This is a genomic window from Kosakonia arachidis (assembly GCF_900116535.1).
GTDB classification, from domain to species: domain Bacteria; phylum Pseudomonadota; class Gammaproteobacteria; order Enterobacterales; family Enterobacteriaceae; genus Kosakonia; species Kosakonia arachidis.
Genome location: NZ_FPAU01000013.1, coordinates 35,239 through 57,750, shown reverse-complemented (window position 1 = coordinate 57,750; position 22,512 = coordinate 35,239). Strand labels below are relative to the sequence as shown.

Genomic DNA, 22,512 nt, shown 5'->3' with positions numbered 1-22,512 from the left:
GAAGGCCTATTAATACTTAACAACTCACACTTATGAAGTAATATTTATGAAGTGATACTTATGAAGTAATACTTATGAATTCATATTTTTAGAGAGTTTTTCAAAGTACAGTTCCAGAGCTTCTCTGACTATCGCGCTTACGTTTTTAGGGTCTCTACCGTTTCGTTTGTTTTGAAGCGCAAGGTCTTCTGTTTTTCGTAACATCGACTCCCCAAGAGATATCGTTGTGCGGCACTGCTTCTCTTGTTCTGGCTTCACTTCTTCAATTTTTTCAGGCGAGCCATATGGCTTATCTGACAGACGTCGTGCAAGCGCATCTGCCTCTTCGTCTGTTACACTCGTCCGGGTTGCTGAAGCCTGCATGCTGGGTTTTTTTACCATGATCAAAATACCTCTGACACCAGTTGCTCAATCTCTTCAATTGCAGCTTTGTTTTCAGTTTCCAACACTCCGGTTCCGTTACTCATACAATCTCTGTACACCTTACGGAAGCAAATGACGGTTTCCATTGTTTTGATTGTTGGAAATTCTTCAAGATACTCAAGAAATTCCTTTCTCTCGTTGCCTCGTAATACTGGGTTGGTCGTTCCCATACTCTGGAGGCAAAAAACCTTAAGGTCAGGATTAAGATCTCGCATTGCTTCAATCTGTTGTTGTAGTTCTACAAGCGTGTCCAGATCAGGTTGCGAGCATTGCAAAGGAGCAATTATCTGGTGCGCAGCAACACCGCTAGTTATAAATTCACGCGAGTTACGTCCTGCAACGTCCACGATGACATGAGAATACTTTTCATCGAGGGCACGTAAGGTGGATGTCAGGTTGTCGAATTTTTCTATCAAAGTGATTGTGGGTTTTATATTTGCTGCTTCACGCTCCGCATGCCATTTTGCAGCGGAACGCTGCAAATCAGCATTCAGTAAGCAAACATCTTGCCCTTTAAGCGCCAGCGCAACGGCAATATTCACTGCGGTTGTTGTCTTTCCTGACCCACCTTTGTTACCACCGATGACTGTAATCATTCCAAGCCTCATAAGTATGATTTGTGAAGTATGATTTATTAACTTGCCTGTATTCTAATGTCAATAAGCTGAGAATATTTATGATGTATTATTTCATACTTATGATTTCATTTGTATGAAATCATACATGTTATATTTATTTTATTACTTCATACTTATGATGTGTGAATTATGAAAATCGCATAGATCCCGTAACAGCTTGTTCACTCCGTCAGGGATTTAAAGAGCCTGGCGGCCTGGCGAATGAAAAGAATTTTACGATGCTAATCTGGAAGGTCCGGTTAATTGAACCACATATATTTACACCGTGGAGGGATGTGGCAGAGAGGTCAGCCCATGTAGACACTTACTTTTGGCGAACCGTATTTGAAGTCCAATAAAGGTGGCCAACAGACATCTGTGACAAATCGCCCTCACAGGCATGTCCATCCATCTGTGACAAATTGCCCTCACAGGCATGTTCAGCCATTTGTGACAAATAGCCCTGAGTGGTCACAGCTGTGATTTGTGACAAATAACCCTTACCGTGAAAGTAAGGACCTTACGCAGTTCCGGTGACAAATTGCACTTATTGCTGAGCAGATTTCAGGGCAATTTGTCACAACGCGTATGAAATCGGCCATCACAAGTGTGACAAATTGCCCTCATAGACTTATTGCAGATTTTGGTGTGCAATTTCTGAAGAAACCAAGTGTGACAAACAGCCCTTTTTCTAAAGGGCCATGTGTGACATTCTGCCCTCAGATAATAGAGGGGGAAAGTGAAGATATGTCGTTGAATGTAAATACGATATGGGTAGTCTGACGACCTTTTTTCTTCTCAATGTACGAAAGACGCATTGGTGTCCGGCTGTTAATTTCATCAACGGATGCCTGCAGGAAACGGCGGCGAAAATCCGGCATGCGCTGGTAACTCTGCGGAAGCTGGTAGCGCTCCATCAGCCAGTCTACGCGAAGGGACACCACTCCCGAACCGTCAGGTTTACGATACTGACAAAGCGATTCATACAGACGCATCGCATAGGGATTGGTGATCTCTTTCGTTTCGCTCAGACGGAATTGCGTAAAGCGGTTCTGAAGACCTATGAAGAACGGAATGAGATAAGGGTTGATATGTACGCTGTAAACGCCTCTGGCAGGGCTGTGGGCGCGTTTGATGAACCAGGGATAGGTTTCATAACCTTTCTCATCCCCGGAGTCTTCCTCTGGGCGATAGAAGACCACCTCTTTACCGGTAAACCCTTTAAGGGCCTGTCGAATATCCTTACTTGCTTCAGCTGAAGTGAGGCCGAACGTTGAGGCATACTGGGCTACATGAATTTCGCAGATCCCGTCATGTTCCTGCAGAGTGCCATCACTTTTTCGGATCTGGTCGACAAATAAATACAGCATGCGTTTCTGATCACGAGAAAGACTGTATGCGGCTTCCGTCAGTTCGTTCGACTGAACAATTCGTGGACTGTTCTTGCGTTTTGGCTGATTGATCAGGGCTGTTTCGGTCATGACCTTTCCATGTTAAGTGTGACAAGTCCTGAGATTGTCACATTTATTCAAAGATAGTCAACCGACATGAATAAGCCTGTGATTCTGCTCTATAACCGAGGGCAATTTGTCACAGAGTTGAGGGTGTTTTGTCACGCTTACACCCCTCTGTTGAGGGCAGATTGTCACAGGCTAAGGGTGAATTGTCACACACACTACGCTGGAAGCTCCTCCAGCTCTGGTCCAGCGGCCTATCTAAAAAGGTAGATCTAAAAACCTTAGTAAAAAGATCTTATAAAAATAGCCAGTGGATATGTGGATAAAAAGTTTTACTACACGGGGGACAACATCGAGATCAAAGTACAGCTGCCGCGCCCGGTTCCTCCGGGCTTGCCCAACCCGGTACACCCGGACAGATAAACCCTGTCCAGCTGTACCGGGTTACCGGTTTTATCCCGTGCATATAGTCAGATCGAGCCAACGCACGGCGTCCTGCCGTGCTTATGAGACATTCGTGCCCGGATTACTCACCTCAGCCAATGCGGGCAAGAGGCTGTTCTTTCCAGCGCGTTGTGTATACTGGACTCAGCATCTCCCGTTTCATTTTCCAGTGTGGGGCAATGCCACGACCGGCAAACCAAATCTGGCCAAGCCCGGAATGATTTATGCCATCGACTACTTTCATCAATTCCTGACTGTGAGGGCGGGGAGGTTGCTCATCAAAGAGGTTCAGTCGGGCAATACCGGAGCCACTAAAATCGTTGAGCATGACACCCGCCTTTGCATACCGGTGGCCGTCGCGCCAGATGCGTTCCAGCGCACGCAGAGCGGCTGCAATGATGTCACGTGTGTCCTGAGTGGCCGTCAGCAGTTTTTCGCCTGCCACGTTGCCATAGTAGGGTTCAGTGGCAAACGGAGAGGTTTTAATGAATACGGAAATATGCCGGCAGTACTGGTGTTCGCCACGCAATTTTTCGGCAGCGCGCTCTGCGTACTGGCAGACAGCCTGTCGCATGGCGTCGTAGGTCGTGATCCGTTCACCGAACGATCGGGAACATACGATCTGCTGTTTCGGCGGTGGGGTATCCTCAAGCGAAATACAGCTCTCACCGTTCAGTTCCCGGACTGTACGTTCAAGCACTACATTAAAATTTTTACGAATAAAGGCGGTATTGGCACGCGCCAGCTGAAGCGCGGTAGTAATTCCCATCGTGTTCAGCTTTCGGGCGATACGGCTGCCCACCCCCCAGATTTCCTGCACAGGCTGAAGCGACAGCATATTTGCCGTACGGGTCGGATCTCCGGGAGTCAGTGCCAGTACTCCCCTGAACACCGGCCATTCTTTCGATGCCCACTGCGCAGATTTAGCCAGCGTCTTGGTAGGACCCATTCCGACGCCGATCGTCAGCCGGGTACAGGCATAAACATGCCCTCGCAGATGCACGCTGAACTCCTCAAATCTGAGCGCATTATCCATTTCAGCGGTAACCTGATAACCATGCATTATCCTGTTTCGAATTAAATATAACTATTTGAAAATATTGGATATTTTTTTCATCTGAAGCCTGAGTTATTGTTACTTTTATTTCATCTTCAAGTTGCCCCGATGTTTTATCAATCAATTCATACCAGCTGTATTTCCTGTTTGTGTCTTTATTGAGGATATTTTCAATAACAAAGCTGTTATTTGAATTAAAAACGCAAAGCGCGGTGCCAAGCAGTTCTCAGTACCGTTTCGACGGTACTGCCTGATGTGTATAGCTTTCATACATGGTTTTATTCTCCTTTAAATGTATCCTTGATGTTTTTTGTCATGCTTTCTTATGCCGAAACGCAGTTTTTAGGGGAAATTTTACCAGAACGGGGCGACGGAAAGCGGCACTGGCTTCGCATAACGGCGATGCATGGTTCGCAGATCCCGCTACTGCCCTGTTGTATGTTCCTTGCTCAGTGAGTACATATGTTTTGAGTTTTTATTAATGCTTAAATTGAGTATTTTATGTTTGCATTTATGAGAGCAACCCTTAAGATGTACTCAAATTGGGAGCATTAAAAGGTGCATTATGATAAATTTATATTGTGACGATGGCTCAACCAACGTCAAGCTGGCCTGGTTTGACGGCGACGAGCTGGAGACCCGCCTCTCGGCGAACTCCTTCCGGCATGGCTGGAAAGTGGCGGATTTCGGGGCCGGGGCATTCAATTATCAGATCGGAAACCTGAAGTACACGTGGGATAGTGTCAGCCGTGATGCAGTGCCGACAACAAACGTCGAATACCAGTACGGTGATCTGAATCTGCTGGCGGTACATCATGCTCTGCTGAACAGTGGGCTGGTACCCCAGGAGGTCACGCTCACGGTAACGCTTCCCCTGAGCGAATACTACGATCAGGACTGCCAGAAAAACGAAGTGAATATCCGCCGCAAACGAGAGAACCTGCTGCGGGACATTGTGGTAAACAAACGTGAACGCTTTGTCATCACTGATGTGACCGTTATGCCGGAATCCCTGCCGGCAGCCTTCACTCGCCTTGCGGAACTGAAGCCAGCGCCATCGGAAACCACCCTCATCATCGATATTGGCGGTACCACGCTTGATGCCGGTGTGATTGTCGGTCAGTTTGACGATATCAGCGCGGTGCACGGTAATCCGTCTGTCGGGGTATCGATGGTGACGCGGGCGGCTCAGGCTGCACTGCGGGCTGCCGAAAGTGAAACCAGCCCGCTGATTGCAGATACTGTTGTACGCAACCGGAAAGATCGTGCATTTCTGAACCGCATCATTAATGATGGGAACAGAATTGATTATGTTACTGACAAAATTGAAGAAGCTATCGACACCTTGGGTTCTCAGGTCGTCAGCGAGCTGGCCAGACACCGGAACGTGAACCGGATTTTCCTGGTCGGTGGTGGAGCTGCCCTGATTGAGCCGTCCGTTCGTAAAGCATGGCCATTGTCAGCGGAACGAATTGAGGTCATCAGCGATCCGCAGATGGCTCTTGCCAGAGAGATAGCCCGTTATCACCATGAGGGCTGACCGTGCCTGCAGGCAAATATTCCTTTTATCTTCACACTGACGACCGTACCGACATGCTGGCAGCCGGTACGCTGGAAACCGTCTCCCAGCCGCTGCGGGGAGAATTCATCCGCACGGCTGCCATTGCCGGCAGCGTGCTTTACCGGGCAGATAACCGGCTTCCGGGTCTGGTGACGGAGTTGTTTAACGGGCAGTTGCGGTATGGTCAGCTGGTCAGTCTGCTTGCTGCGCTGACCGGGCAGTATGACCGCGCGCTGTTTCCGCCGGCAGAGACGCTGCCTGGCGTCACGGGCAGTGTTTCCGGCCAGACGGATAAAACGGATCGCCGGCGCTTCACGCTGTTATTACCGGACAGCGCGGAGTCCCGGCAGGTGGCTGCGCTTCTGGAGGGCACTCCTTCCCGGCAGCGCGGCATGCTGCTGCGTAACCTGATTATTGCCGGATTCGCGCTGCACACCCTTGACCCGCGCCTCCCGCGTCTGCTGGCCAGTATGCCGGTTCCTCCCGACAGTATTGAGGCGCTGCGGCTTCTGACCTCACAGGTTGCCGGCGTCACGGTTTCCGGTACCGCTGAAGGAGCAGCCAGGGCCAGTGGCGGAAAAGAGGACAGCCCCCCGGAGCAGGCCGCACCGCCTGCTGAGCAGTCTGTGCTCCGTCAGAATATGAAAAAACATTTTTAAAACGGATGACCACCTATGGGACGTATCAAACAGAGTGCTGAAAAACTGGTTACCGGCTTTTTGCGCCGCGCCGGTGTTCCGGAGGCGCAGCTGCACAGCCGGATGCGAAAGACGGGGAGGGGGCTGCTGCTGCTCAGCATCCTGTTCATTGTTCCGCTGATTATTCTGGATCATGCCAGCCTGTGGGCGATCATCCTGCTGCAGGTAATCTACGGTAGCCTTGTCTGTCTGGGGGTGCTACTTGCCTTTGATGAAGAAAACAAGACAACATAGTTCTTACAAGAATATATCATTGATAATAAAAGGATAACTTCATGTTTTATAAGAAAGCATTGATGCTGTTAATAGCGTCTATCTTCCCGGCTTCAGCAATGGCTGCGGATGATATACAACAAGCGAAGGTTCAGGATTACTGCGGTAAAATCAGCTCGATTATTGTACAGGCTGCTGCTGAATATAATCATCAGCTGAGCAATGCTGTTAAACCTGATGATGCGAAAATAAGCGTTATTCAGAAAGTGAAGGACTCAGAAGACTATCTGCAAGCATCTCCTGCCGTAAAAGCTGAAATGGACAAAGCCGTCAATAACAGCACAAATAATGTGGAATACGAAAAGATGATGGAGGAGCAGGACAAAATCCACGAACGGTACGTTGGTATGCATGCGTGGACATGGGCTTATCACAACGCCACCCCCTTTATGGCATGGTGCAATTACAACCACATTTCTGGTTAACTCCTCGCGTATAGTCGATTTACTGGGACTAAACTCGCCTCTGGCGGGTTTTTTTATGCGCTCACAGTGGCCTACGGCCACGCCGCTTCACTGTGCCGGTTTCACCGGCACGCAGATGGCCGTCACGCCCTGCGTGACGGGGCCGCGCCATTCTCAGCCCCGGTGGCGCTGAGCGAACCCACCAGTGGGGCAGGCGGTGATAGTCTTCGCCGAAGTGATGCTGGCGCTGGAATTAAATCCGGCTGAGCAGTTGCTGGTCACGGCAACCGATATCGATCCCCTCGCGGCCGATATGACGTTCATCCAGCTGAGCCTGCTGGGGATACCGGCCATCGTGAACACAGGGAATTCGCTGGCACTGACGGTGAACCGTACCCGCCACACGCCGGTGTACTACTTTCAATCACTGGGAGGCCCGTATCCGGCTGCATGAACGTATTCAGGCCATGCGGGCTTTCCTTTCCTGAGTGAAAACAGAGGGTAATGAGAAATATCAGTCCGTGAACATTTTCTTCTGACACGGCGCGGACTGATATTTCGGCGGCTTCCGTTGCGTTCATCGTGTTGGCGGTACTGACACCGGCAATTGTGGCTAGTAGCAAATGTGGGACATCCAAAAGGGGCACAACATAATCTTTATTGGTATAATGAATTTATTAAATTACTAAAATAGGATCTACGTGTATCCATGGGCGAGGTTACTGGAACGATGTTAAATTCAGCGGCTAATGAGGCTGCAAAAAAAACAATATCATCCGTATATGATTTTTTAGTCAAAAAATATGAGCTTTTAGATATTCTAAAATTTAAAGATCATTACCTGGAATATTGTGAAAAAAATCTAAATATTAAAACGTTAGTTTCTCAAGATAAATGTTTTCATATTGATGAAATTTTTGTTCCCATTGATCTAATGGCATCCGGAACCCAGACCAGACAAGAAGTAAACAATTTTACAGCCTTAGACAATGATAGAGCCATATTAATAAAAGGGCTCGCAGGGCAGGGAAAATCAACGCTACTAAGAAAATTACTATCTAATAATGCCAAAAGATTTAGTAGACTTCCTGTTTTCTATGAGCTTAAAAATTATAATGGAGGGACTTTAGAACTAGCAATATCAAAATCCTTAAGTCATTTTGGTGTTAAGATATCAGAATACGCCCTTAAAAAATTACTTTCAGATAGTAATGTTAAGATATACCTTGATGCTTTTGATGAGGTCAAACCTGAATTTAGAAATGAGTTAATTGATGAAATAAAACGTTTCATTAACTCATTTAACTGCCATGTAATTTGTACAAGCAGGCCTGATACAGAAATCGATACTTTGTCAGAGTTCAGAACGTTTTCAGTATGTGAATTAACAGAAGAACAAATTTTTGGCATTATCAAAATGACAGCGTCAGATCAAGAAAAATGTGATGAACTATGTGGTGCATTAAAACGTAGTCCATTGCATGCTAAGAATGATTCCATACTCAAATCACCTATATTAGTTGTTTTATTTTGCTTGAGCTATAACCTGGGTGAAAACATACCAAGTACATTATCTCAGTTTTATTCAAATATTTTCGATACTGTTTTTTATCGTCATGATAATATTAAAGGAAAAGTATATAGAGAGCGCTATTGGAATGATAATAGACGAATTTATAGAGAGCTTTTTGATTGTTTATGTTTTGTTTCCCTCAGGGATGGATTAAATGGGTTCAATTATGAAAAATTAGTTCATTTAGTCTCGACTTCACTCAGTTATCTTAACGAAGAAAATGCTATAGCTGAGAAAATTATAAAAGAGCTGTTATCTATCACAAACTTGATAACAGAAGATGGTTTTAATGAATATCGCTTTATTCACAAATCAATTCAAGAGTTTTTTGCAGCATCTTTTATTATTTCATTGCCGCATAATAAAAAGTTTTCATTTTATAAAAAATGTTTTCATGATTATTCATTTTACACTACATTTAATAATTCTTTATTCTTTCTTGAAGAGTTAGATTATTACAACTACTTTGAGTATGGGTTTGTTCCTGCAGTAACTGATTTTTTATCTCTTCCTTCTCCGTGTGGTAAAATTGACAATTACACAATCCCAACCTCTATTTGTGTAGTTTTTTTGGATAAGGTTTATATTCGAGCTAAATTAAATTTCTTCAAAACAGGTAATAAGGAGAGCTATGAGGTAGAAAAAAACAAACTTTATATTTGATGCATCCGATTCCTATCCAAGCCTAATTTTGAATGTGCTTATGTTTTCTCTAAATTTTATGAAGATAGAATTAACCAATCAAGAATTAATAAAACTTATTAAAATGAATGAGAGTTCGTTAGATGATGGTTTCTGTAAATTAAGTGTTAGAAAAATACTTGAATTTAAAAATTTACCTGAAACAACCGCTACTGAGGTATTAGAACTAGGTGTGGATGTGCTCGTTAGAAAGAAATTTAATAAAGCTGTTGATAAATTAAATAACAGAAAAAATTTGTTGAACTCGACTGATTATTTTAATTTTTAATATAATTATTTGTTTGTCTTTTAAATCCATAGATCCATTTCAATTATTTTTTTCTTAAATAACTAGCTCTAAGGGCAGAAAAGCTATTACCGGATAATCAGGGGTGCCCGCTTAGGGCACAAAGCAAACATTCAATACTTAAAACCTTTCTGTCCTGACCAATTAACACGCCGTGCCTTCACGTTAGTCCGGCCGCTGCGTCCGGAAGGGTTCACCCTGTCGTCCTGCTCACCCGTTCCCCGTCGAAGCGGCGCATTCAGCCCGCTGTCGACGGCGCGTGCGGCTTCGCTGACGCCCTTCCGTCCTCCACTTTTCGCCGGACTGTTGTGCCGGCACGGCGCAAACGGTGCCGCATTAACCGGAGACACAGATATGCAGAAACTGACCCGCATCACGCTCAGTAGCGGTGAAATGGCCATTTACCTGGATGGCTGGTACCTGATCAGTACGGAGCCGGGCGACCGGGCTGACGGTCTCGATGACATTATCACCGGTCTGCTCAGCATACCGGGTATGACGCTGCAGGACATCGATGCGCCGTGCCCGGCGCATGAGGACTGGTGCTGGAATGATGTGGCGGACGGGGTGTTTGCTGCGCGCCAGCCTGACGCAGGGGAGTGTACGGTGGCCGCCTTCACTGACCGGCTGTCACGTTACCCGGCAGATGCACTCTGCTGCGGCACATTCTGGTTGCGGGAGGATTTCCTCGCGCTCGATGCCAGCCTGACAGATGAGCAGATACGACTGGCCATGAAAGTGGCACAGAAAAACCATGATGCCGCGATCGGTCTGAACTGGGATGTACTTCAGATGGCGATTGACAGCGTTAAAAGCTGATGAACGGAAGGTAGTGCGCTGAGGAAGAGAGGAAAGCGAAAAAAAGGGCAGGGGACATCATCTCCTGCCGACAACTAACACCCTGTGGCACCGAAACCCTGTGCTCTTTATACCACCAAGTATAGTCGTCGTACTGTAACAGCCATTAATCATCAATGAATATATTGACTTAACACAATTTATTACGCACATCATCCTGATGACAGAATAAGGCTGTCGCTGCGCTCCGCTTCTCTGCCGCCATCCGTCCTGCCGTCCGCCCGGCGGCGGGCCGGAAGTGCCGTGCCCTCACTGTAGACGGGCTGCTTCTCAAACAAGCGAAGCTGCCGCCGGCCTGCTCACCCGTTCCCCGCCGTGCGCGGGACATTCAGTCCGCTCCGGCGGCGCGTGCGGCTTCGCGTCCGCACTTGTTTGCTCAGCTGTTCGCCCGTCTGTGTGGCGGTCACGGCACCACAGGGGTGCCCCTTCATACACAGGAGCAGAACATGTCCCGTTTCATGCAGGGTGACAGCGTGCAGCTGATGGCCACCTTTCCGGATACCAGCATCGATTTCATTCTCACTGACCCGCCGTACCTCGTCGGCTTTAAGGACCGTTCCGGCCGTTCGATCGCCAACGACGTTAACGACGAATGGGTACTGCCGGCCAGCCAGCAGATGTACCGCGTACTGAAAAATAACAGCCTGGCCGTGAGTTTTTATGGCTGGAACCGCGTCGATATCTTCATGCAGGCCTGGAAAGCGGCCGGCTTCCGCGTCGTGGGCCATCTGGTCTTCACCAAATCCTATGCCTCGAAATCCGCTTTTGTCGGCTACCAGCACGAAAGCGCCTATGTCCTGGCGAAAGGCCGCCCGGCGCTGCCGCAAAACCCGCTGCCGGACGTGATGCCCTGGGAATACACCGGTAACCGCCACCACCCGACTGAAAAGCCGGTCAGCATTCTGCGCCCGCTGATTGAGAGTTTCACCCGGCCCGGTGACCTGGTGCTGGACCCCTTTGCCGGCAGCGGCTCGACCTGTGTCGCCGCCGACCAGTGCGGACGTCGCTGGATTGGTATCGAGCTGATGGCGCAGTACCACGCCACCGGGCTGCGCCGCCTCGGCGAACAGCGCGCCCTGATGCACCCGGCTGCGGCGTGATGCCCCGGCACCACACGCACACAACGACACGGCGGGCGGCGTTCGCCACCCGCGACGCGAATACAGAGTAAGAAGAGAGAAAATCATGCTGTACGGAACCCGTAAGGAACTGAACAAAAAACTGAAACGCGCCTTTGGCGACACCGAAAAATTTGCCCTGCTGGTCTGGACCCGCGAAACCGTTATGGGCGCGGCGGAGGACATGACGGAGCAGGAAGCCGACCACATTCTGGCGGAGATTGGCAGCACCGGCAGCGGCGACCATGCAGAAGAGGGGATTTCCTTTGGTACGGTACTGGAACTGCTGGCCGGGCTGCGGGCGGCGCCGCAGATGGTCAGCGTGCCGGCTGCACTGCTGGAACAGGTGAGCAACTGGGCTGAGCGCTGTCTGAATGAGGAGGATGTGCGGGCCGGGAATGCCGGCAGGAGCACGCCGGAGACGGTGGCGCGGGGACTTGCTGCCCTGAACGCCCTTAAACAGTTGATGGCAGCATGAGAGGGAACACCATGAGCGGACAGACCCCTGAGACGGCAACCGGCAGTGAGCTGATGGCGGATGTGGCCGCCATCGATGATGCCCTGACGGCGGTGTACCTGCGGATTCATACGATGCGCCAGCGCTGGCCGCGTGACAGTGATCGTGTTGAAACCCGGCTTGCCATGCTGGCCGTGGAGGACATTAACGACGCGCTGCATGACGCATCCCGGCGTGTCGCCCGGCTGCGGCGCTGCCTGAGCCGGTGATGACCGGGACGGGGGTGGTTATTTTATGACCTCTCCCGTTTTTTTCGCTGCCACCAGGGCCGCCCGGCGTTTATCCACAGGGTTATGCCCGCACTGTGCAGTTGCGCTGTGGAAAAGGATGTTGCTGCGCGCCGCTGTCTTTCCGCCGGCGGCGGGGAAGGGCAGAAAACCCCGTCCGTGCGGTCTGCGGCCGGTGCCGTGACTTCACTTTAGCCCGGCCGCTGCGTGTTCAAGAGATCGCAAGCTCGCCTCCTCCCCCGTTCGCACTCGCCTCATCGCGCTTACTCCCGTCGCGCCTCCGCTCATGCTTCGCGTCACCGCCGTGCGTAATCCCGCCTCGCGCTCGCTTGCGCTGCGGCCTCGTCGTCGCTCCTGAACACTCCGCTTTTCGCCGGGCTGCCATTCAGTCACGGCACAGGCCGAACCTGTATTCATCCTTAACAGCGGAGACTATATATGCACACTTCAACCCCTGACTTTCAACCCGCGCGTGTCCTTGATGGCTACGTGTCTCTGAGTTTCCTGCACGCTCTGTTTGGTGACGACTGCATCCGCGCCGAAAACAACGTCTACCTCTACGCCAGCCGTTATCTGGACGGGTATGACGGCGGTGTGTGGGCGTATGCCGCGCTGCCGGAGGGGGGCGGCTTTATGAAACCGGAGGGGGAAGAACGCTGGCATTTCGTTAATCCGCAGAATTTCGCCGATCTGACCCTGGGAAGTGAAGCGGCGGGAATAGTCATCACGGCCCTGGTACTGAACCACCGGAGCTGGATGTATGACCACCATGACGAGGAAGAACTCTGCCGCCTGTACTGCCAGCGTCACCGCCAGTTAATGGCGTATGCAGAATCCCACCCGGAAGCGGCCGCGATTTTCCGCGCCCTTGACTGAACACCACCGGGGCGGCGTGGCCGCCCCCTGAAGAGAGATAACACCATGTACGGAACCGTGAACGCGCTGTGCGCAAAACTGACTGAAAAATACACCCCGGACGAGCCGCTGACGCTGATTGTCTGGGCAAAAGAGGATGTGCTGGCCTGTCTGGACGATGACAGCGTGACGGAAGACACCGCCGCGCAGATTGTCGGCCTGATTGCCGGACTGGACGGACTTCATGAGGGCGGCGTGGGCGTGGAAACCCTGCTTTGCCTCCTGGAGAATCTGCGCGCGGAGGAAGCCCGCCCGTTTTAACGACTGCTGCAACTGGCAGGTGATGAACGGCTCAGAGCGTGTTCTGTTCAGTACCCGCATGTACCAGCGTTTTTCCGATATGAAGTCCGGTGTGATTGCCACCGTGGATGTCTGTGAGGGGCGTTCTTCTGAGTCAGACAAGCGCCAGGCGGAAGCCGGAAAGAGGTTACTGGCGGTGCTGGACAAATACCCGTCCTTTGCCGCGCTGGCGAAACACCCTGATCGCCTTAACTGATTAAGCGCCGTAACCGGAGGGCAATCCGGCTACGGCATAACCACCACCGTAACTGTGAGGAAACAATAATGGTCAGTACGAATACTACGGCGAAACCCGCCACCAAATCCACCCGCAAAAAAGTGAGCGCGGACGTGCTCGCCGCCGAAGAAACGCTGCGTCTGGCTCCGGTCGGTTATGCGCCTTTCTCCCGCTTTGTGACGTCTGAGTACAACGCCCGTATTATCCAGCACACGGACGATGAAATCGCTGCAATGGCTGCCTCAATCCGGTCGCTGGGGATCCTGCATAACCTCGTTGTTGTCGAAAACGCCGATGGTACCCTGGGCGTGGTGTGCGGCAACGGGCGCAGACGCGGCACCGGGCTGCTGGTTGAACAGGGGGTGATCGGAGCCGGTGAGCCGTTTATCCCTTACAAAGTCATCCCGAATGAACTGGCGCGCGCGGCCTCCCTCGCGGAAGACAGCCATAAAGCCATGCACCCGGCAGAGCAGATCATCGGTTTTCGCGCAATGGCCGCAGAGGGGAGCACCCCGGCGCAGATTGGTGACCTCTTCGGTTTTTCTCCCCGCCACGTCCAGCGCATTCTCAGCCTGGCAAACCTCGCCCCGGCGTTACTGGACGAACTGACCCAGGACCGCATTACCCTGGAACTGTGTCAGGTGATGACACTGGAGCACGATCAGGCCCGTCAGCTTGAAATCTGGAACCAGGCGAAAGCGACGTTCGGCAGTGGTATGCCGTATGTGTCATGGCTGAAATCGCAGATCAGCAATATCAAGATAAATATGGCCACCGCGATGTTTCGCTTTGTGGGTGAGGAAGCCTATCTGGCTGCGGGGGGAATTACCGATCGCGACCTGTTCAGCGATGAGGGGGAGGGCTTTGCTGACCGTCTCCTGACCGAACGGCTGCTGCGGGAAAAACTGGCGGCGGAGGCTGAGCGTCTGAAACAGGAAGAGGGCTGGGCGTGGTGCGACAGCCGGATGGACGAATTACGGGAAGACGCGGAATGGCGGCTTCCGGAACCGGAACTGACGGCGGAAGAAGAGGCCGCAATCCAGAAACTGCTGGATCAGATCGATGTGTGTGAGGCGGAGGATGATGAAAACAGCCTCCAGCAGCAGATCGAGGACACTGAAGAAGCGGCCATGATGCGCATGTTCACCCCGGAATTTAAGGCGGCGCACAGTGTTGTGGTGTCTTATGAGTGCGGTAGTTACAACGTCCAGCGCGGCGTGAAACATATGGACGCCACGGAGGACAGCGGCACCGGGACTGGCGATGCAGGAACAGAGAGCCGGTTGCCGGAAACCACCGGGAAAACCCTCGCCTACACCTCAACCCGCACCCGCATCGAGGCGGATAAATACTCTGAAAAACTGGTCAGGGCCATGTCGTCAGAACGTACCCTGGCGGTGCAGGCGGAGCTTGCCGGAAAACCGGACATTGCCGTCGCCCTGCTGGTCTGGACGCTGTGTCGCGAGGTCTTTGGTGCCAGACACAATCACCTGGTGAAGCTGCCCCTGGATATCACCCTGCGTCAGCAGTGGGGGCTGACAACGGATGCCCCGTCCGGGGAAAAAGGGCAGGGGTACACCACGCTGCTGGACATGAAACGTGCCCTGAAAGCCGGACTGCCGCCGGAGTGGGAACAGGATTTCACCTGGCTACTGACCTGGCCGGTTGACCGCCTTCATGCCCTGCTCGGCTTCTGCATCGCCACGGGTATCAGTGGTCAGCAGGGGCGGGAAATGGGTTACACCCGCGCCAGCAAACTGGACAACCTTGAAGCCGCGATGGACTTTGACCTGCGCGACTGGTGGCAGCCGGGCGCTGAGAACTATTTCGGCAGGATCAGCAAAGACCAGATTGGGGATGCGCTGGCCGAAGCCGGGTGCGAAGACCGCGCCCGTGAAGCGCTGAAACTGAAAAAAACAGAGGCCGCCCTGCTGGCTGAAAAAACGATTGCCGAAACCCGCTGGATTCCGGGCTGGATGAAACTCCCGGAACCAGAAGAACAGCAGGACACCGCTGAAGCCAGCAACATCACCCACACTGACCACGCCGCATAAACAGGAGACGGTTGCCCCGCCGGGGGCAACCGGGAGAAAACAATGAAAAAATACACTCTCGATGTACTGAATGGCATGTTCCCGGCAGATCTTGAAAGCGTGCGGGAAAGCGGAGACGAAGAACGCCGCCAGTTGAGCGACGCGGCGACCTGTCTGGTTGCGCTGCCTGCGGGCTGGCGCGTGAATGCCGAATACCGGAGCGAATTTGGCGGTCAGTTCCCCGTACAACTGCGCTACGCGCCCAACGGGGAAAATCACTATTTCCTCTGCCTGTGCAGCCCCGGCGAAATGCTTCCGGCCTGGACGCTGTTTCTGCTTGCCCGCGACGGCAGACTGATAAGGATCCTTCACCAGTCCGGGGCGTTTATGCCTGAGAAAATTGGCGGTCTGCTGGCGCAGGTCGCCGGAATGCATCGTTTTAACTGTACGGCGGCCACCATTGCTGAACTGATGCACGCGGAGGTGGTGTCATGATCCCCGCCTCACATTCACTCGTTACCTTCAATCCGGCCCGGCAGGCTGCGCTTCAGGCCATTGCGGAGGTGGAGCAACGCCGTGAGGAGCGTAAACGCCTGTCTGACGATCACCCGGTAACACGGGCATTCCTGCGCCGTCTGACAGGCCAGAGCCGGCTCACGCACAACACTGCCAGGCTGATTCCGGGGCTGGCATGGGATCCGTCCTTCAGGTTCTGGACACTCAATAAACTGGAAAATGCGCTGGAGCGACTCCTGGTCAGTCAGGGGGAGCACTGTTTTTCCCCCATGTCGGAGGCGGTGCAGCAGTGTCTGTTCCCGGACGTGGTCTGGCGTAACACATCCCGCGCGGAAAAACGCGCGAAGCTGCGCTGGCACAAGGTACAGCGGCGGGAAGACAAACGCCGCTGCCATGAGGCCATGCTGCATCAGAGCCTGGTTGCACGCGCGCGGGTGGATCTGAATTTTCAGTCGCCGGAAACAGTGGGGGCATGGTATTCGCGCTGGTCGGACGAACTGCACGAATACGAACTGGCCCCGATGTTCTGGCTGTGGCGCAGGCGCTTTGTTTCGCTGGACGAACTTCTCTGGCACTGGGACGCTGGCGACCCTCTGTGGGTGGTGTTCTCCGTCCTTCGGGATATTGTGAACGAACAACCCGACTGCCTGCGCGGGGCTGACCGCAGGAGTGTACCCGATAAGCTGAGTCACTCAGAAGAGGGGGGCGCAAATGCTGGCTAAAAAGCTGACCCTTGCTGACAGAGAAGCTCTGGAGATGATGCCGGGTGGCTGGTTTATCCTCCGGGATGTACCTGCTCTGCTTAACCGGTCTGCCTGGCGGCTTGAACGCCTGGTCAGTGCGGGAGTTGTGCAATCCCGCATTCGTGGCACGTATCCCGATTATGTCATGGAGTACCGGGTATTAAGCGCTGAGGTGGCACCCGGTGAGACACGATAACGTCAGGCCATGCCCGTTCTGCGGATGCAATGTTATCCGTATTCGCAGGTTGTCCGGGTATTTTCGGGCATCATGCTGCGGCTGCGAGGCCACTGCATCCTTTCAGGAAAGTGAACAGGAAGTTGTAAACCGCTGGAACCGGAGAGTCAACGACACACACCAATCGGGAGCAATCTGTCAGGGAAAGGATATGAAAAATCAGCAAAAATGACTGTCTGAGCCTGGTGGGAGTGGTGCGGGTTACGGTATAATGGCGGTGGCGCTTGAGGCTTTTTGCCTCATGATGTTCAGGTGGTTTGTTCCGTGTTGTGAGGCAGAAAGAAGAAAGCCCCGAGTAATTTTTCAATTAACCCGAGGCTCATCTGTATGCCTAGACAACATCAGATTAGCCGCTTACCTGCCGGAAGGCAAGGAGAAGTAAGCTATGAAGCTGACACCGAACTCTTTCATATGGTGCGTTCTGATAGTGTGTCTCACACTGCTGATATTCACCTGGCTGACGCGAAAATCGCTCTGCGAAATTCGCTACAGAGACGGAAGCAGGGAGGTGGCCGCTTTGATGGCTTACGAATCCGGTAAGTAGCAACCTGGAGGCGGGGGAAACCCCGCCTTTTCAGGGCTGATGCGTTCTGGCATGGCCGAAAGCGCCTTTACAATGGGGCTGTCAGTTTCTGCTGGCAGCCCCATTTTCCTTCCGTCGCGACCGCAAAACCCCGGAAGGGCTGTTCCCCTGCGGGGAACGGGGAGGGCGGATGCGCCTGCGGCGCGCCCGCTTCACTCCCTTCGCCTTCCCGTCCGCTCCTCATACATCTCCGGCGTCTCCAGTTGCTCAATGGCCAGCAGAATCCCCGTGTGGTGCTTTTCTGTCGCCACCATGATTAGCCAGTAAAGCCGTTTAAGCTGGTACACCAGCTGCGCGCGGTCTGTTTCCGCGCCGTTGCTGGCCAGCATCAGGCAGCACTGGCCCACTATCCGGCATGTTTCGTCGTAAAACGCTTCTTCTGCATCATCTTCTGACATGAGAATGCTCCCGGCTGTGCGTTTTTTGCTCACTGGCAGCATGCATCACAACACCATAAACACCACAGCGCTGGCCCCCTCCGGCTCCCCGTCCGTTCCGGCCGGGTCGTCGCCGCATAACTCCCCTGAATCGAAGAAAAACTTCGGATGGCTGCTGTGGCGAAAGCGTAACTGCGTTTACCTGTGAGGTTCCCCGATGAAAAAAGTACTCTTCCGGGCGCTGCTGGCCAGCAGCCTGGTAATTTGCCTGTCCGCCGCCGCGAGTGAACAGGCCGGTGTGTCCGCGAATGATCGGGCCTGGATGAAACAACAGCAGGATGCTTTGCAGTCTTTTAAAGAGAGTCTGAAAGACACGTCGATGTCGTTACCACCCGCGCAGCAGGATCTGGTAACCCGCCTGCAGCAGGGGATCGCAAAAGACCAGCCTGATACAGAGAAGAAAACGTTTCCTGCCATCTACTTTGTCAGCCTGGGACTACCCCGCGAAGGCCTTCTGCCGATGTTACAGGATGCGCATCGCTACGGGATACCCGCGACTATCCGTGGGCTTCTTAACAACGATTTGAGGCAAACGGCAAACGCCATGTTTCAGCTGACCAAAGAAGATAAAAACATCGGGGTACAGGTCGACCCGACGTTGTTCAGCGATTACCACATTACTGCGATTCCGGCACTGGTTGTGAACTGTCCTGGCCATTCCGATGTGATTCGCGGCAGCCTGCCGCTTAAACAGGCGCTGGAGAAAGTGGCGGAGCACGGCGACTGTGCAGCCACTGCGCGCGAGTTGCTGGAGGCATCCCGATGAAGCGATTCATTATTCTTGCGGCGTTGCTGTTAGCCGGCGGCGCGCTCGCCGATGCAAACAGTGATGCGTTTAATGCCGGCGCAAGTTTCGGCAAGGGCAATTCGTCACAGGGCACGTCATCGCTCAGCAATCCCGGCTCAGTGACAGGAAGCATTCCCGGCTATACCAGCAGTCCGCCCGAAAGTGGCTATTACGGCGGTGTCACCGGGGGAGACGGCGGGCTGAGTGACAAAGGACAGCAGGCACTACAGAACAACGATGCCGGACAGACTGTTATTGATTCCGGGACGAAAAACCCGTCACCGGTAATTGATCCGAATGCGCCTTATATCACCATCGGAAAGGGGGCCGAAAGTACGGCCGGCAGCGTACTGGACGGAACCGGTTCGCAGTGCACCTCAACAACGGTATCCAAATCGACCTTTGAAAACTACACCTGCGACCGGGATGTGGCGGTAATCCAGACCTGTGGCCGCACAGCATCCATTACCGGCTCTTATCAGGATAATTACACGTATCAAACCGTCACTATCGATTCCGGTAACCTCGATGTCAGCACCATCAATGCCTCCTGGCCCATGCCTGCCGGCACCGTATATTCCGCCAGCATGACGTATACGTTTAAGAAGTCCCTTGCTCAAAGTAACGGTAACTGGTTTCTGAATATTACCGCGCTTGGCACTCTGATGACCATGTATGGCAACTCGGGGTCTTATAACCTTCCGGCAGGCCGGACCTTTGCACAAGGAGAAAATCTCACCATCACATTCGGTAACCATGACAATAACCCACAGATCATTCCTCAGATATGGGAGATGGGAAAGGATTCGCAGATGTTTCATTTTGTCATCACCATTGTTTTTCGCACCGGCACTCGCGTGTGGGTTCCGCAGACAACCTGGTCAGAAAGCTGTGGTTTTGACAAAACGAAAGCGCTTTCCAGCGCGGGGAGTGTCTGTACTGACCCTGGCGGGACACGGACGGTCACTGTGGATGGCAAGCAGTACAGCCAGACTAACAGCTGCTGGGCGTATACCGATTCTTATGTGACGGTCACCGACTCAAAAGGCAACTGCGCGTCGCTGATGAGTGACCCGGCCTGCACGCTTTCCAGCCATACCTGTACCACAACAGAATCGGGCGTCTGTACTCACCAGTCAGAAACGTACCAGTGCCAGAAAACATATTCCTCCAGTGGTCTGGTCTGCGGGGGGCAGTATTTCTGTAAGACCGGGGACTGCAGCGATACGGACGGTACCGGTGACAGCGGTTTTGATACGGCGGTCGCCAAACTGGCCGGGCTGGCTTCAGCAGGTGATGACATCATCAATGATCAGATAAACGTGAAGGCGTTTACCGGCCAGGCCATGAGTTGTCGCAAGGCGTTCGCCGGGTTTTCCAACTGCTGCAAGGATTCCGGGTGGGGTTCCGATGCAGGGCTGGCCTCCTGTAACAGTGACGAGATGGCGCTGGGCAAAGCGAAGGCCAAAAAAGTCACGGTCAGTGTGGGTGACCGCTGTGATCACCAGGTCCTCGGTGTGTGCGTTCAGAAAAGCCAGGTGTACTGCGTCTTTGGTGGCAAACTGGCGCGCATTATCATGGAGCAGGGACGTCGCGACCAGCTGGGCATTGGTTTCGGAAGCGGAGACAGCCCCAACTGCAGCGGCATTACTGTGCCGCAGCTGCAGGCCATCAATTTTGACCTGATTAACTTCCAGGATTTCTACAGTGACCTGATAGCCAATCAGAAAATCCCGGACACGTCCGTCATGGTCCAGCAGGTTAAGGACAAGATTGCGGCACAGGTACAGCAGCAACAGAGCAGCGGAGGGGCAAAATGATAAAACGTCTCCTTACTTTGCTGATGGTGGTTCTGGCGCTACCGGCAACCGGTGAGGAAATCATTTCGCCGGCACCGCCGTTTACCGGTTGGTCATGGTACAACGAGCCGAAGACGCCTCCGAAACCGGAACCTGCGCCTTCGCGTGAACAGCCTGAAAAACCGGATATTCCGGACTTCAGCAAGATGTCAGCGGTCGAGCAGGCAAAAGTGCTGCAGGCTTACACAAGGGAGGCGCTTAACCGCGCCATCCTGTACCCGACGCGGGAAAACACGGCGACGTACCTGAAGTGGCAGAAGTTCTGGACTGACCGTAGCTCGATGTTCAGTCAGTCCTTTGCAGCTGCGCAGCTGACGCACCCGGAGCTGGATTACAACCTGGAATACCCGCACTACAACAGTATGGCCCCGCTGGTTCAGACCCGCGACCAGCAACAGCGCCAGCAGGCCATAGCAGATCTGGGGCAGCAGTACGGCATGTTTTACTTCTACCGGGGCAGCGATCCGATTGACACGCAGATGGCCGGGGTGGTGGCAGATTTTTCGAAAGCAAACCATCTGTCGCTGATTCCGGTATCGGTTGACGGGCAGGTGGCACCTTCTCTGCCGGATTCCCGTCCAGACACCGGACAGATACAGGCGATGCGCATCACGCATTTCCCGGCGCTGTTCCTCGTTGACCCGCGTAACCGTGATTACCAGCCACTGGTTTACGGGTTCATGACGCAGGATGACCTGGCCAGACGCTTCCTGAACGTTTCAACCGGCTTCAAACCTAATTTCTGAGGTTCTCCATGAATAACATCCGTACCGGGCGCGCCCTGCGCTCGCTCTGTCGTGCCGTCTGGTTCAGTTTTGTCACCGCGCTGGCAGGGGGGAAATGATGAAACCTCTTTCCCTGTCAGAAATTGTTGTCATCTTCTTTGCTGGCATCCTGTTCAAATGCCTCGGCGATATCACCGGTGTGTACCCCCATCTGTCACAACTGATGTGCCTGTGGGGGAGCTATCTTCTCATGGTATTCGCGGGGCTGCTTCTCGCCTGTAACCGTTGGTGGCACTGGCGGCACCGCCATGACGTTCCCCCGGAGGCGTCAGATGAAAAGTAGCGCCCTTTCCGTTCTCCTGCTCCTTTTCCCCCTGCTGGCCAGTGCCGGCGCGCGGGAAGAAATCGCCGCCATCGATGCTGCCAAAGCCACGCAGTCACAGCCCGATGCCGGCACGGTGAAACAGCCCGCCACGGCAACACCGGTGCTGATGCAGCTGCCGGACGGGCGGCGGGCAGATATGGCGGATTATGCGGTGGTGGTCTTCATGCAGTCCCACTGTCAGTACAGTGCGAAGTTTGATCCCGACCTGAAGCGCTGGGCGGATGAGCATCGGATCCGCGTGTATCCCTACACCCTGGACGGCGGCGGGGATGCATCCTTCCCGGTGCCGCTGATACCGCGTAAAACCGACCCGGCATCGCCACTGGCGGATGAAATCATGACGTTCTTTGGCAACGGTCTGCCAATAGCCACGCCGACGGCCTTTATGGTGAATGTCCACACCCTGAAAGCGTACCCGCTGACGCAGGGGGTGATGGATATCACCACACTGGAAGACCGCTACGCCAGCCTGATTCAGGCAGATATGGATCAGGTCGACCCCCGTTCACTTCCTCCCATGCCGGCGAACGCACAAGTTACGCCGCAGTAATACAGACGGACT

Annotated in this window: 29 protein-coding genes and 2 pseudogenes; 26 read left to right on the top strand and 5 right to left on the bottom strand. The window is 52.9% G+C overall.

Going from position 1 to position 22,512, the window contains the following annotated elements:
- Positions 1–72 precede the first annotated feature (72 nt).
- The 4 genes and pseudogenes from BM427_RS24315 to umuC form a co-directional block, all read right to left on the bottom strand.
- Complete coding sequence (locus BM427_RS24315) at positions 73–381, bottom strand: ribbon-helix-helix domain-containing protein (protein WP_090127020.1); 309 nt, start codon at positions 379–381, stop codon at positions 73–75.
- 2 nt (positions 382–383) lie between these two features.
- Positions 384–1,019 carry a division plane positioning ATPase MipZ gene (locus BM427_RS24310; RefSeq protein WP_090127052.1) on the bottom strand — a complete coding sequence of 212 codons (636 nt, stop codon included), beginning with the start codon at positions 1,017–1,019 and terminating at the stop codon, positions 384–386.
- A gap of 740 nt (positions 1,020–1,759) precedes the next feature.
- Positions 1,760–2,521, bottom strand: coding sequence for a replication initiation protein RepE (repE, locus tag BM427_RS24305; RefSeq protein WP_090127018.1), 762 nt, complete (start codon positions 2,519–2,521; stop codon positions 1,760–1,762).
- Between the two features lie 511 nt (positions 2,522–3,032).
- A pseudogene (gene umuC / locus BM427_RS24300) lies at positions 3,033–3,977 on the bottom strand (translesion error-prone DNA polymerase V subunit UmuC); the annotation flags it as partial.
- A gap of 589 nt (positions 3,978–4,566) precedes the next feature.
- Here umuC and parM point away from each other — a divergent pair.
- From parM to BM427_RS24195, 21 genes and pseudogenes are all read left to right on the top strand, one after another.
- Complete coding sequence (gene parM / locus BM427_RS24290) at positions 4,567–5,538, top strand: plasmid segregation protein ParM domain-containing protein (protein WP_167518496.1); 972 nt, start codon at positions 4,567–4,569, stop codon at positions 5,536–5,538.
- A 2-nt stretch (positions 5,539–5,540) separates the two neighbouring features.
- Positions 5,541–6,218 carry a plasmid partitioning/stability family protein gene (locus tag BM427_RS24285; protein ID WP_090127014.1) on the top strand — a complete coding sequence of 226 codons (678 nt, stop codon included), beginning with the start codon at positions 5,541–5,543 and terminating at the stop codon, positions 6,216–6,218.
- A gap of 15 nt (positions 6,219–6,233) precedes the next feature.
- A complete protein-coding gene (locus tag BM427_RS24280; protein WP_090127012.1) occupies positions 6,234–6,491 on the top strand; it encodes a hypothetical protein in 258 nt (85 codons plus the stop codon).
- 41 nt (positions 6,492–6,532) lie between these two features.
- Positions 6,533–6,955 (top strand): hypothetical protein, encoded by a 423-nt coding sequence (locus BM427_RS24275; protein WP_090127010.1) that lies wholly within the window; start codon positions 6,533–6,535, stop codon positions 6,953–6,955.
- Between the two features lie 196 nt (positions 6,956–7,151).
- On the top strand, positions 7,152–7,388 hold the full coding sequence (locus tag BM427_RS24270) for a hypothetical protein (RefSeq protein ID WP_244316522.1): 237 nt from the start codon (positions 7,152–7,154) through the stop codon (positions 7,386–7,388).
- 255 nt (positions 7,389–7,643) lie between these two features.
- Entirely contained in the window at positions 7,644–9,170 is a 1,527-nt protein-coding gene (locus tag BM427_RS24265; RefSeq protein ID WP_139234467.1) for an NACHT domain-containing protein, read from the top strand.
- A gap of 58 nt (positions 9,171–9,228) precedes the next feature.
- Complete coding sequence (locus tag BM427_RS24260) at positions 9,229–9,477, top strand: hypothetical protein (protein ID WP_167518493.1); 249 nt, start codon at positions 9,229–9,231, stop codon at positions 9,475–9,477.
- 372 nt (positions 9,478–9,849) lie between these two features.
- Complete coding sequence (locus BM427_RS24255; RefSeq protein WP_090127004.1) at positions 9,850–10,314, top strand: hypothetical protein; 465 nt, start codon at positions 9,850–9,852, stop codon at positions 10,312–10,314.
- A 485-nt stretch (positions 10,315–10,799) separates the two neighbouring features.
- A complete protein-coding gene (locus BM427_RS24250; RefSeq protein ID WP_090127002.1) occupies positions 10,800–11,453 on the top strand; it encodes a DNA methyltransferase in 654 nt (217 codons plus the stop codon).
- A gap of 85 nt (positions 11,454–11,538) precedes the next feature.
- Positions 11,539–11,949 (top strand): DUF1380 family protein, encoded by a 411-nt coding sequence (locus BM427_RS24245; RefSeq protein ID WP_090127000.1) that lies wholly within the window; start codon positions 11,539–11,541, stop codon positions 11,947–11,949.
- An 11-nt stretch (positions 11,950–11,960) separates the two neighbouring features.
- A complete protein-coding gene (locus BM427_RS24240) occupies positions 11,961–12,197 on the top strand; it encodes a hypothetical protein (protein ID WP_090126998.1) in 237 nt (78 codons plus the stop codon).
- 456 nt (positions 12,198–12,653) lie between these two features.
- On the top strand, positions 12,654–13,091 hold the full coding sequence (locus BM427_RS24235; protein WP_090126996.1) for an antirestriction protein: 438 nt from the start codon (positions 12,654–12,656) through the stop codon (positions 13,089–13,091).
- Positions 13,092–13,136: 45 nt separating this feature from the next.
- Positions 13,137–13,391 (top strand): DUF1380 family protein, encoded by a 255-nt coding sequence (locus BM427_RS24230; RefSeq protein WP_139234466.1) that lies wholly within the window; start codon positions 13,137–13,139, stop codon positions 13,389–13,391.
- Positions 13,392–13,413: 22 nt separating this feature from the next.
- Positions 13,414–13,626, top strand: coding sequence for a hypothetical protein (locus BM427_RS24225; protein ID WP_175539151.1), 213 nt, complete (start codon positions 13,414–13,416; stop codon positions 13,624–13,626).
- A gap of 68 nt (positions 13,627–13,694) precedes the next feature.
- On the top strand, positions 13,695–15,701 hold the full coding sequence (locus BM427_RS24220) for a ParB/RepB/Spo0J family partition protein (RefSeq protein ID WP_090126994.1): 2,007 nt from the start codon (positions 13,695–13,697) through the stop codon (positions 15,699–15,701).
- 42 nt (positions 15,702–15,743) lie between these two features.
- Positions 15,744–16,175: a conjugation system SOS inhibitor PsiB gene (gene psiB / locus BM427_RS24215; RefSeq protein WP_090126992.1), complete on the top strand. Its 432-nt coding sequence runs from the start codon at positions 15,744–15,746 to the stop codon at positions 16,173–16,175.
- On the top strand, positions 16,172–16,918 hold the full coding sequence (locus BM427_RS24210; protein WP_090126990.1) for a plasmid SOS inhibition protein A: 747 nt from the start codon (positions 16,172–16,174) through the stop codon (positions 16,916–16,918). Before psiB ends, BM427_RS24210 begins: the two co-directional genes overlap by 4 nt.
- Positions 16,908–17,135: a hypothetical protein gene (locus BM427_RS24205; protein WP_090126988.1), complete on the top strand. Its 228-nt coding sequence runs from the start codon at positions 16,908–16,910 to the stop codon at positions 17,133–17,135. The genes BM427_RS24210 and BM427_RS24205 overlap by 11 nt, the downstream gene beginning before the upstream one ends.
- Positions 17,122–17,346 carry a Lar family restriction alleviation protein gene (locus BM427_RS24200; protein WP_090126986.1) on the top strand — a complete coding sequence of 75 codons (225 nt, stop codon included), beginning with the start codon at positions 17,122–17,124 and terminating at the stop codon, positions 17,344–17,346. The genes BM427_RS24205 and BM427_RS24200 overlap by 14 nt, the downstream gene beginning before the upstream one ends.
- A 155-nt stretch (positions 17,347–17,501) precedes the next feature.
- Positions 17,502–17,651: pseudogene (locus BM427_RS26190) on the top strand (DUF5431 family protein); the annotation flags it as partial.
- Complete coding sequence (locus BM427_RS24195; RefSeq protein WP_286141489.1) at positions 17,596–17,718, top strand: type I toxin-antitoxin system Hok/Gef family toxin; 123 nt, start codon at positions 17,596–17,598, stop codon at positions 17,716–17,718. The pseudogene BM427_RS26190 and the gene BM427_RS24195, both read left to right, overlap by 56 nt.
- 191 nt (positions 17,719–17,909) lie before the next feature.
- Here BM427_RS24195 and BM427_RS24190 read toward each other — a convergent pair whose 3' ends face one another.
- Complete coding sequence (locus BM427_RS24190) at positions 17,910–18,155, bottom strand: DUF2767 family protein (protein WP_090126984.1); 246 nt, start codon at positions 18,153–18,155, stop codon at positions 17,910–17,912.
- Positions 18,156–18,351: 196 nt separating this feature from the next.
- On the opposite strand from BM427_RS24190, the gene trbC reads away from it, so the two are divergent.
- From trbC to trbB, 5 genes are all read left to right on the top strand, one after another.
- Positions 18,352–18,960: a type-F conjugative transfer system pilin assembly protein TrbC gene (gene trbC, locus BM427_RS24185; RefSeq protein WP_090126982.1), complete on the top strand. Its 609-nt coding sequence runs from the start codon at positions 18,352–18,354 to the stop codon at positions 18,958–18,960.
- Entirely contained in the window at positions 18,957–20,801 is a 1,845-nt protein-coding gene (traN, locus tag BM427_RS24180; protein ID WP_090126980.1) for a type-F conjugative transfer system mating-pair stabilization protein TraN, read from the top strand. Before trbC ends, traN begins: the two co-directional genes overlap by 4 nt.
- A complete protein-coding gene (gene traF / locus BM427_RS24175) occupies positions 20,798–21,586 on the top strand; it encodes a type-F conjugative transfer system pilin assembly protein TraF (protein ID WP_090126978.1) in 789 nt (262 codons plus the stop codon). The genes traN and traF overlap by 4 nt, the downstream gene beginning before the upstream one ends.
- A gap of 94 nt (positions 21,587–21,680) precedes the next feature.
- Positions 21,681–21,908: a hypothetical protein gene (locus tag BM427_RS24170; RefSeq protein WP_139234464.1), complete on the top strand. Its 228-nt coding sequence runs from the start codon at positions 21,681–21,683 to the stop codon at positions 21,906–21,908.
- On the top strand, positions 21,898–22,500 hold the full coding sequence (trbB, locus tag BM427_RS24165) for an F-type conjugal transfer protein TrbB (protein ID WP_090126974.1): 603 nt from the start codon (positions 21,898–21,900) through the stop codon (positions 22,498–22,500). Before BM427_RS24170 ends, trbB begins: the two co-directional genes overlap by 11 nt.
- Positions 22,501–22,512: the final 12 nt, after the last annotated feature.

Bases quoted from the DNA above. Each gene is read 5' to 3' on its own strand.
- BM427_RS24315 (WP_090127020.1), bottom strand. From the start codon at position 381: ATGGTAAAAAAACCCAGCATGCAGGCTTCAGCAACCCGGACGAGTGTA.
- BM427_RS24310 (WP_090127052.1), bottom strand. From the start codon at position 1,019: ATGATTACAGTCATCGGTGGTAACAAAGGTGGGTCAGGAAAGACAACA.
- repE (WP_090127018.1), bottom strand. From the start codon at position 2,521: ATGACCGAAACAGCCCTGATCAATCAGCCAAAACGCAAGAACAGTCCA.
- BM427_RS24280 (WP_090127012.1), top strand. From the start codon at position 6,234: ATGGGACGTATCAAACAGAGTGCTGAAAAACTGGTTACCGGCTTTTTG.
- BM427_RS24275 (WP_090127010.1), top strand. From the start codon at position 6,533: ATGTTTTATAAGAAAGCATTGATGCTGTTAATAGCGTCTATCTTCCCG.
- BM427_RS24265 (WP_139234467.1), top strand. From the start codon at position 7,644: ATGGGCGAGGTTACTGGAACGATGTTAAATTCAGCGGCTAATGAGGCT.
- BM427_RS24260 (WP_167518493.1), top strand. From the start codon at position 9,229: ATGAAGATAGAATTAACCAATCAAGAATTAATAAAACTTATTAAAATG.
- BM427_RS24255 (WP_090127004.1), top strand. From the start codon at position 9,850: ATGCAGAAACTGACCCGCATCACGCTCAGTAGCGGTGAAATGGCCATT.
- BM427_RS24250 (WP_090127002.1), top strand. From the start codon at position 10,800: ATGTCCCGTTTCATGCAGGGTGACAGCGTGCAGCTGATGGCCACCTTT.
- BM427_RS24245 (WP_090127000.1), top strand. From the start codon at position 11,539: ATGCTGTACGGAACCCGTAAGGAACTGAACAAAAAACTGAAACGCGCC.
- BM427_RS24240 (WP_090126998.1), top strand. From the start codon at position 11,961: ATGAGCGGACAGACCCCTGAGACGGCAACCGGCAGTGAGCTGATGGCG.
- BM427_RS24235 (WP_090126996.1), top strand. From the start codon at position 12,654: ATGCACACTTCAACCCCTGACTTTCAACCCGCGCGTGTCCTTGATGGC.
- BM427_RS24230 (WP_139234466.1), top strand. From the start codon at position 13,137: ATGTACGGAACCGTGAACGCGCTGTGCGCAAAACTGACTGAAAAATAC.
- BM427_RS24225 (WP_175539151.1), top strand. From the start codon at position 13,414: ATGAACGGCTCAGAGCGTGTTCTGTTCAGTACCCGCATGTACCAGCGT.
- BM427_RS24220 (WP_090126994.1), top strand. From the start codon at position 13,695: ATGGTCAGTACGAATACTACGGCGAAACCCGCCACCAAATCCACCCGC.
- psiB (WP_090126992.1), top strand. From the start codon at position 15,744: ATGAAAAAATACACTCTCGATGTACTGAATGGCATGTTCCCGGCAGAT.
- BM427_RS24210 (WP_090126990.1), top strand. From the start codon at position 16,172: ATGATCCCCGCCTCACATTCACTCGTTACCTTCAATCCGGCCCGGCAG.
- BM427_RS24205 (WP_090126988.1), top strand. From the start codon at position 16,908: ATGCTGGCTAAAAAGCTGACCCTTGCTGACAGAGAAGCTCTGGAGATG.
- BM427_RS24190 (WP_090126984.1), bottom strand. From the start codon at position 18,155: ATGTCAGAAGATGATGCAGAAGAAGCGTTTTACGACGAAACATGCCGG.
- trbC (WP_090126982.1), top strand. From the start codon at position 18,352: ATGAAAAAAGTACTCTTCCGGGCGCTGCTGGCCAGCAGCCTGGTAATT.
- traN (WP_090126980.1), top strand. From the start codon at position 18,957: ATGAAGCGATTCATTATTCTTGCGGCGTTGCTGTTAGCCGGCGGCGCG.
- traF (WP_090126978.1), top strand. From the start codon at position 20,798: ATGATAAAACGTCTCCTTACTTTGCTGATGGTGGTTCTGGCGCTACCG.
- BM427_RS24170 (WP_139234464.1), top strand. From the start codon at position 21,681: ATGATGAAACCTCTTTCCCTGTCAGAAATTGTTGTCATCTTCTTTGCT.
- trbB (WP_090126974.1), top strand. From the start codon at position 21,898: ATGAAAAGTAGCGCCCTTTCCGTTCTCCTGCTCCTTTTCCCCCTGCTG.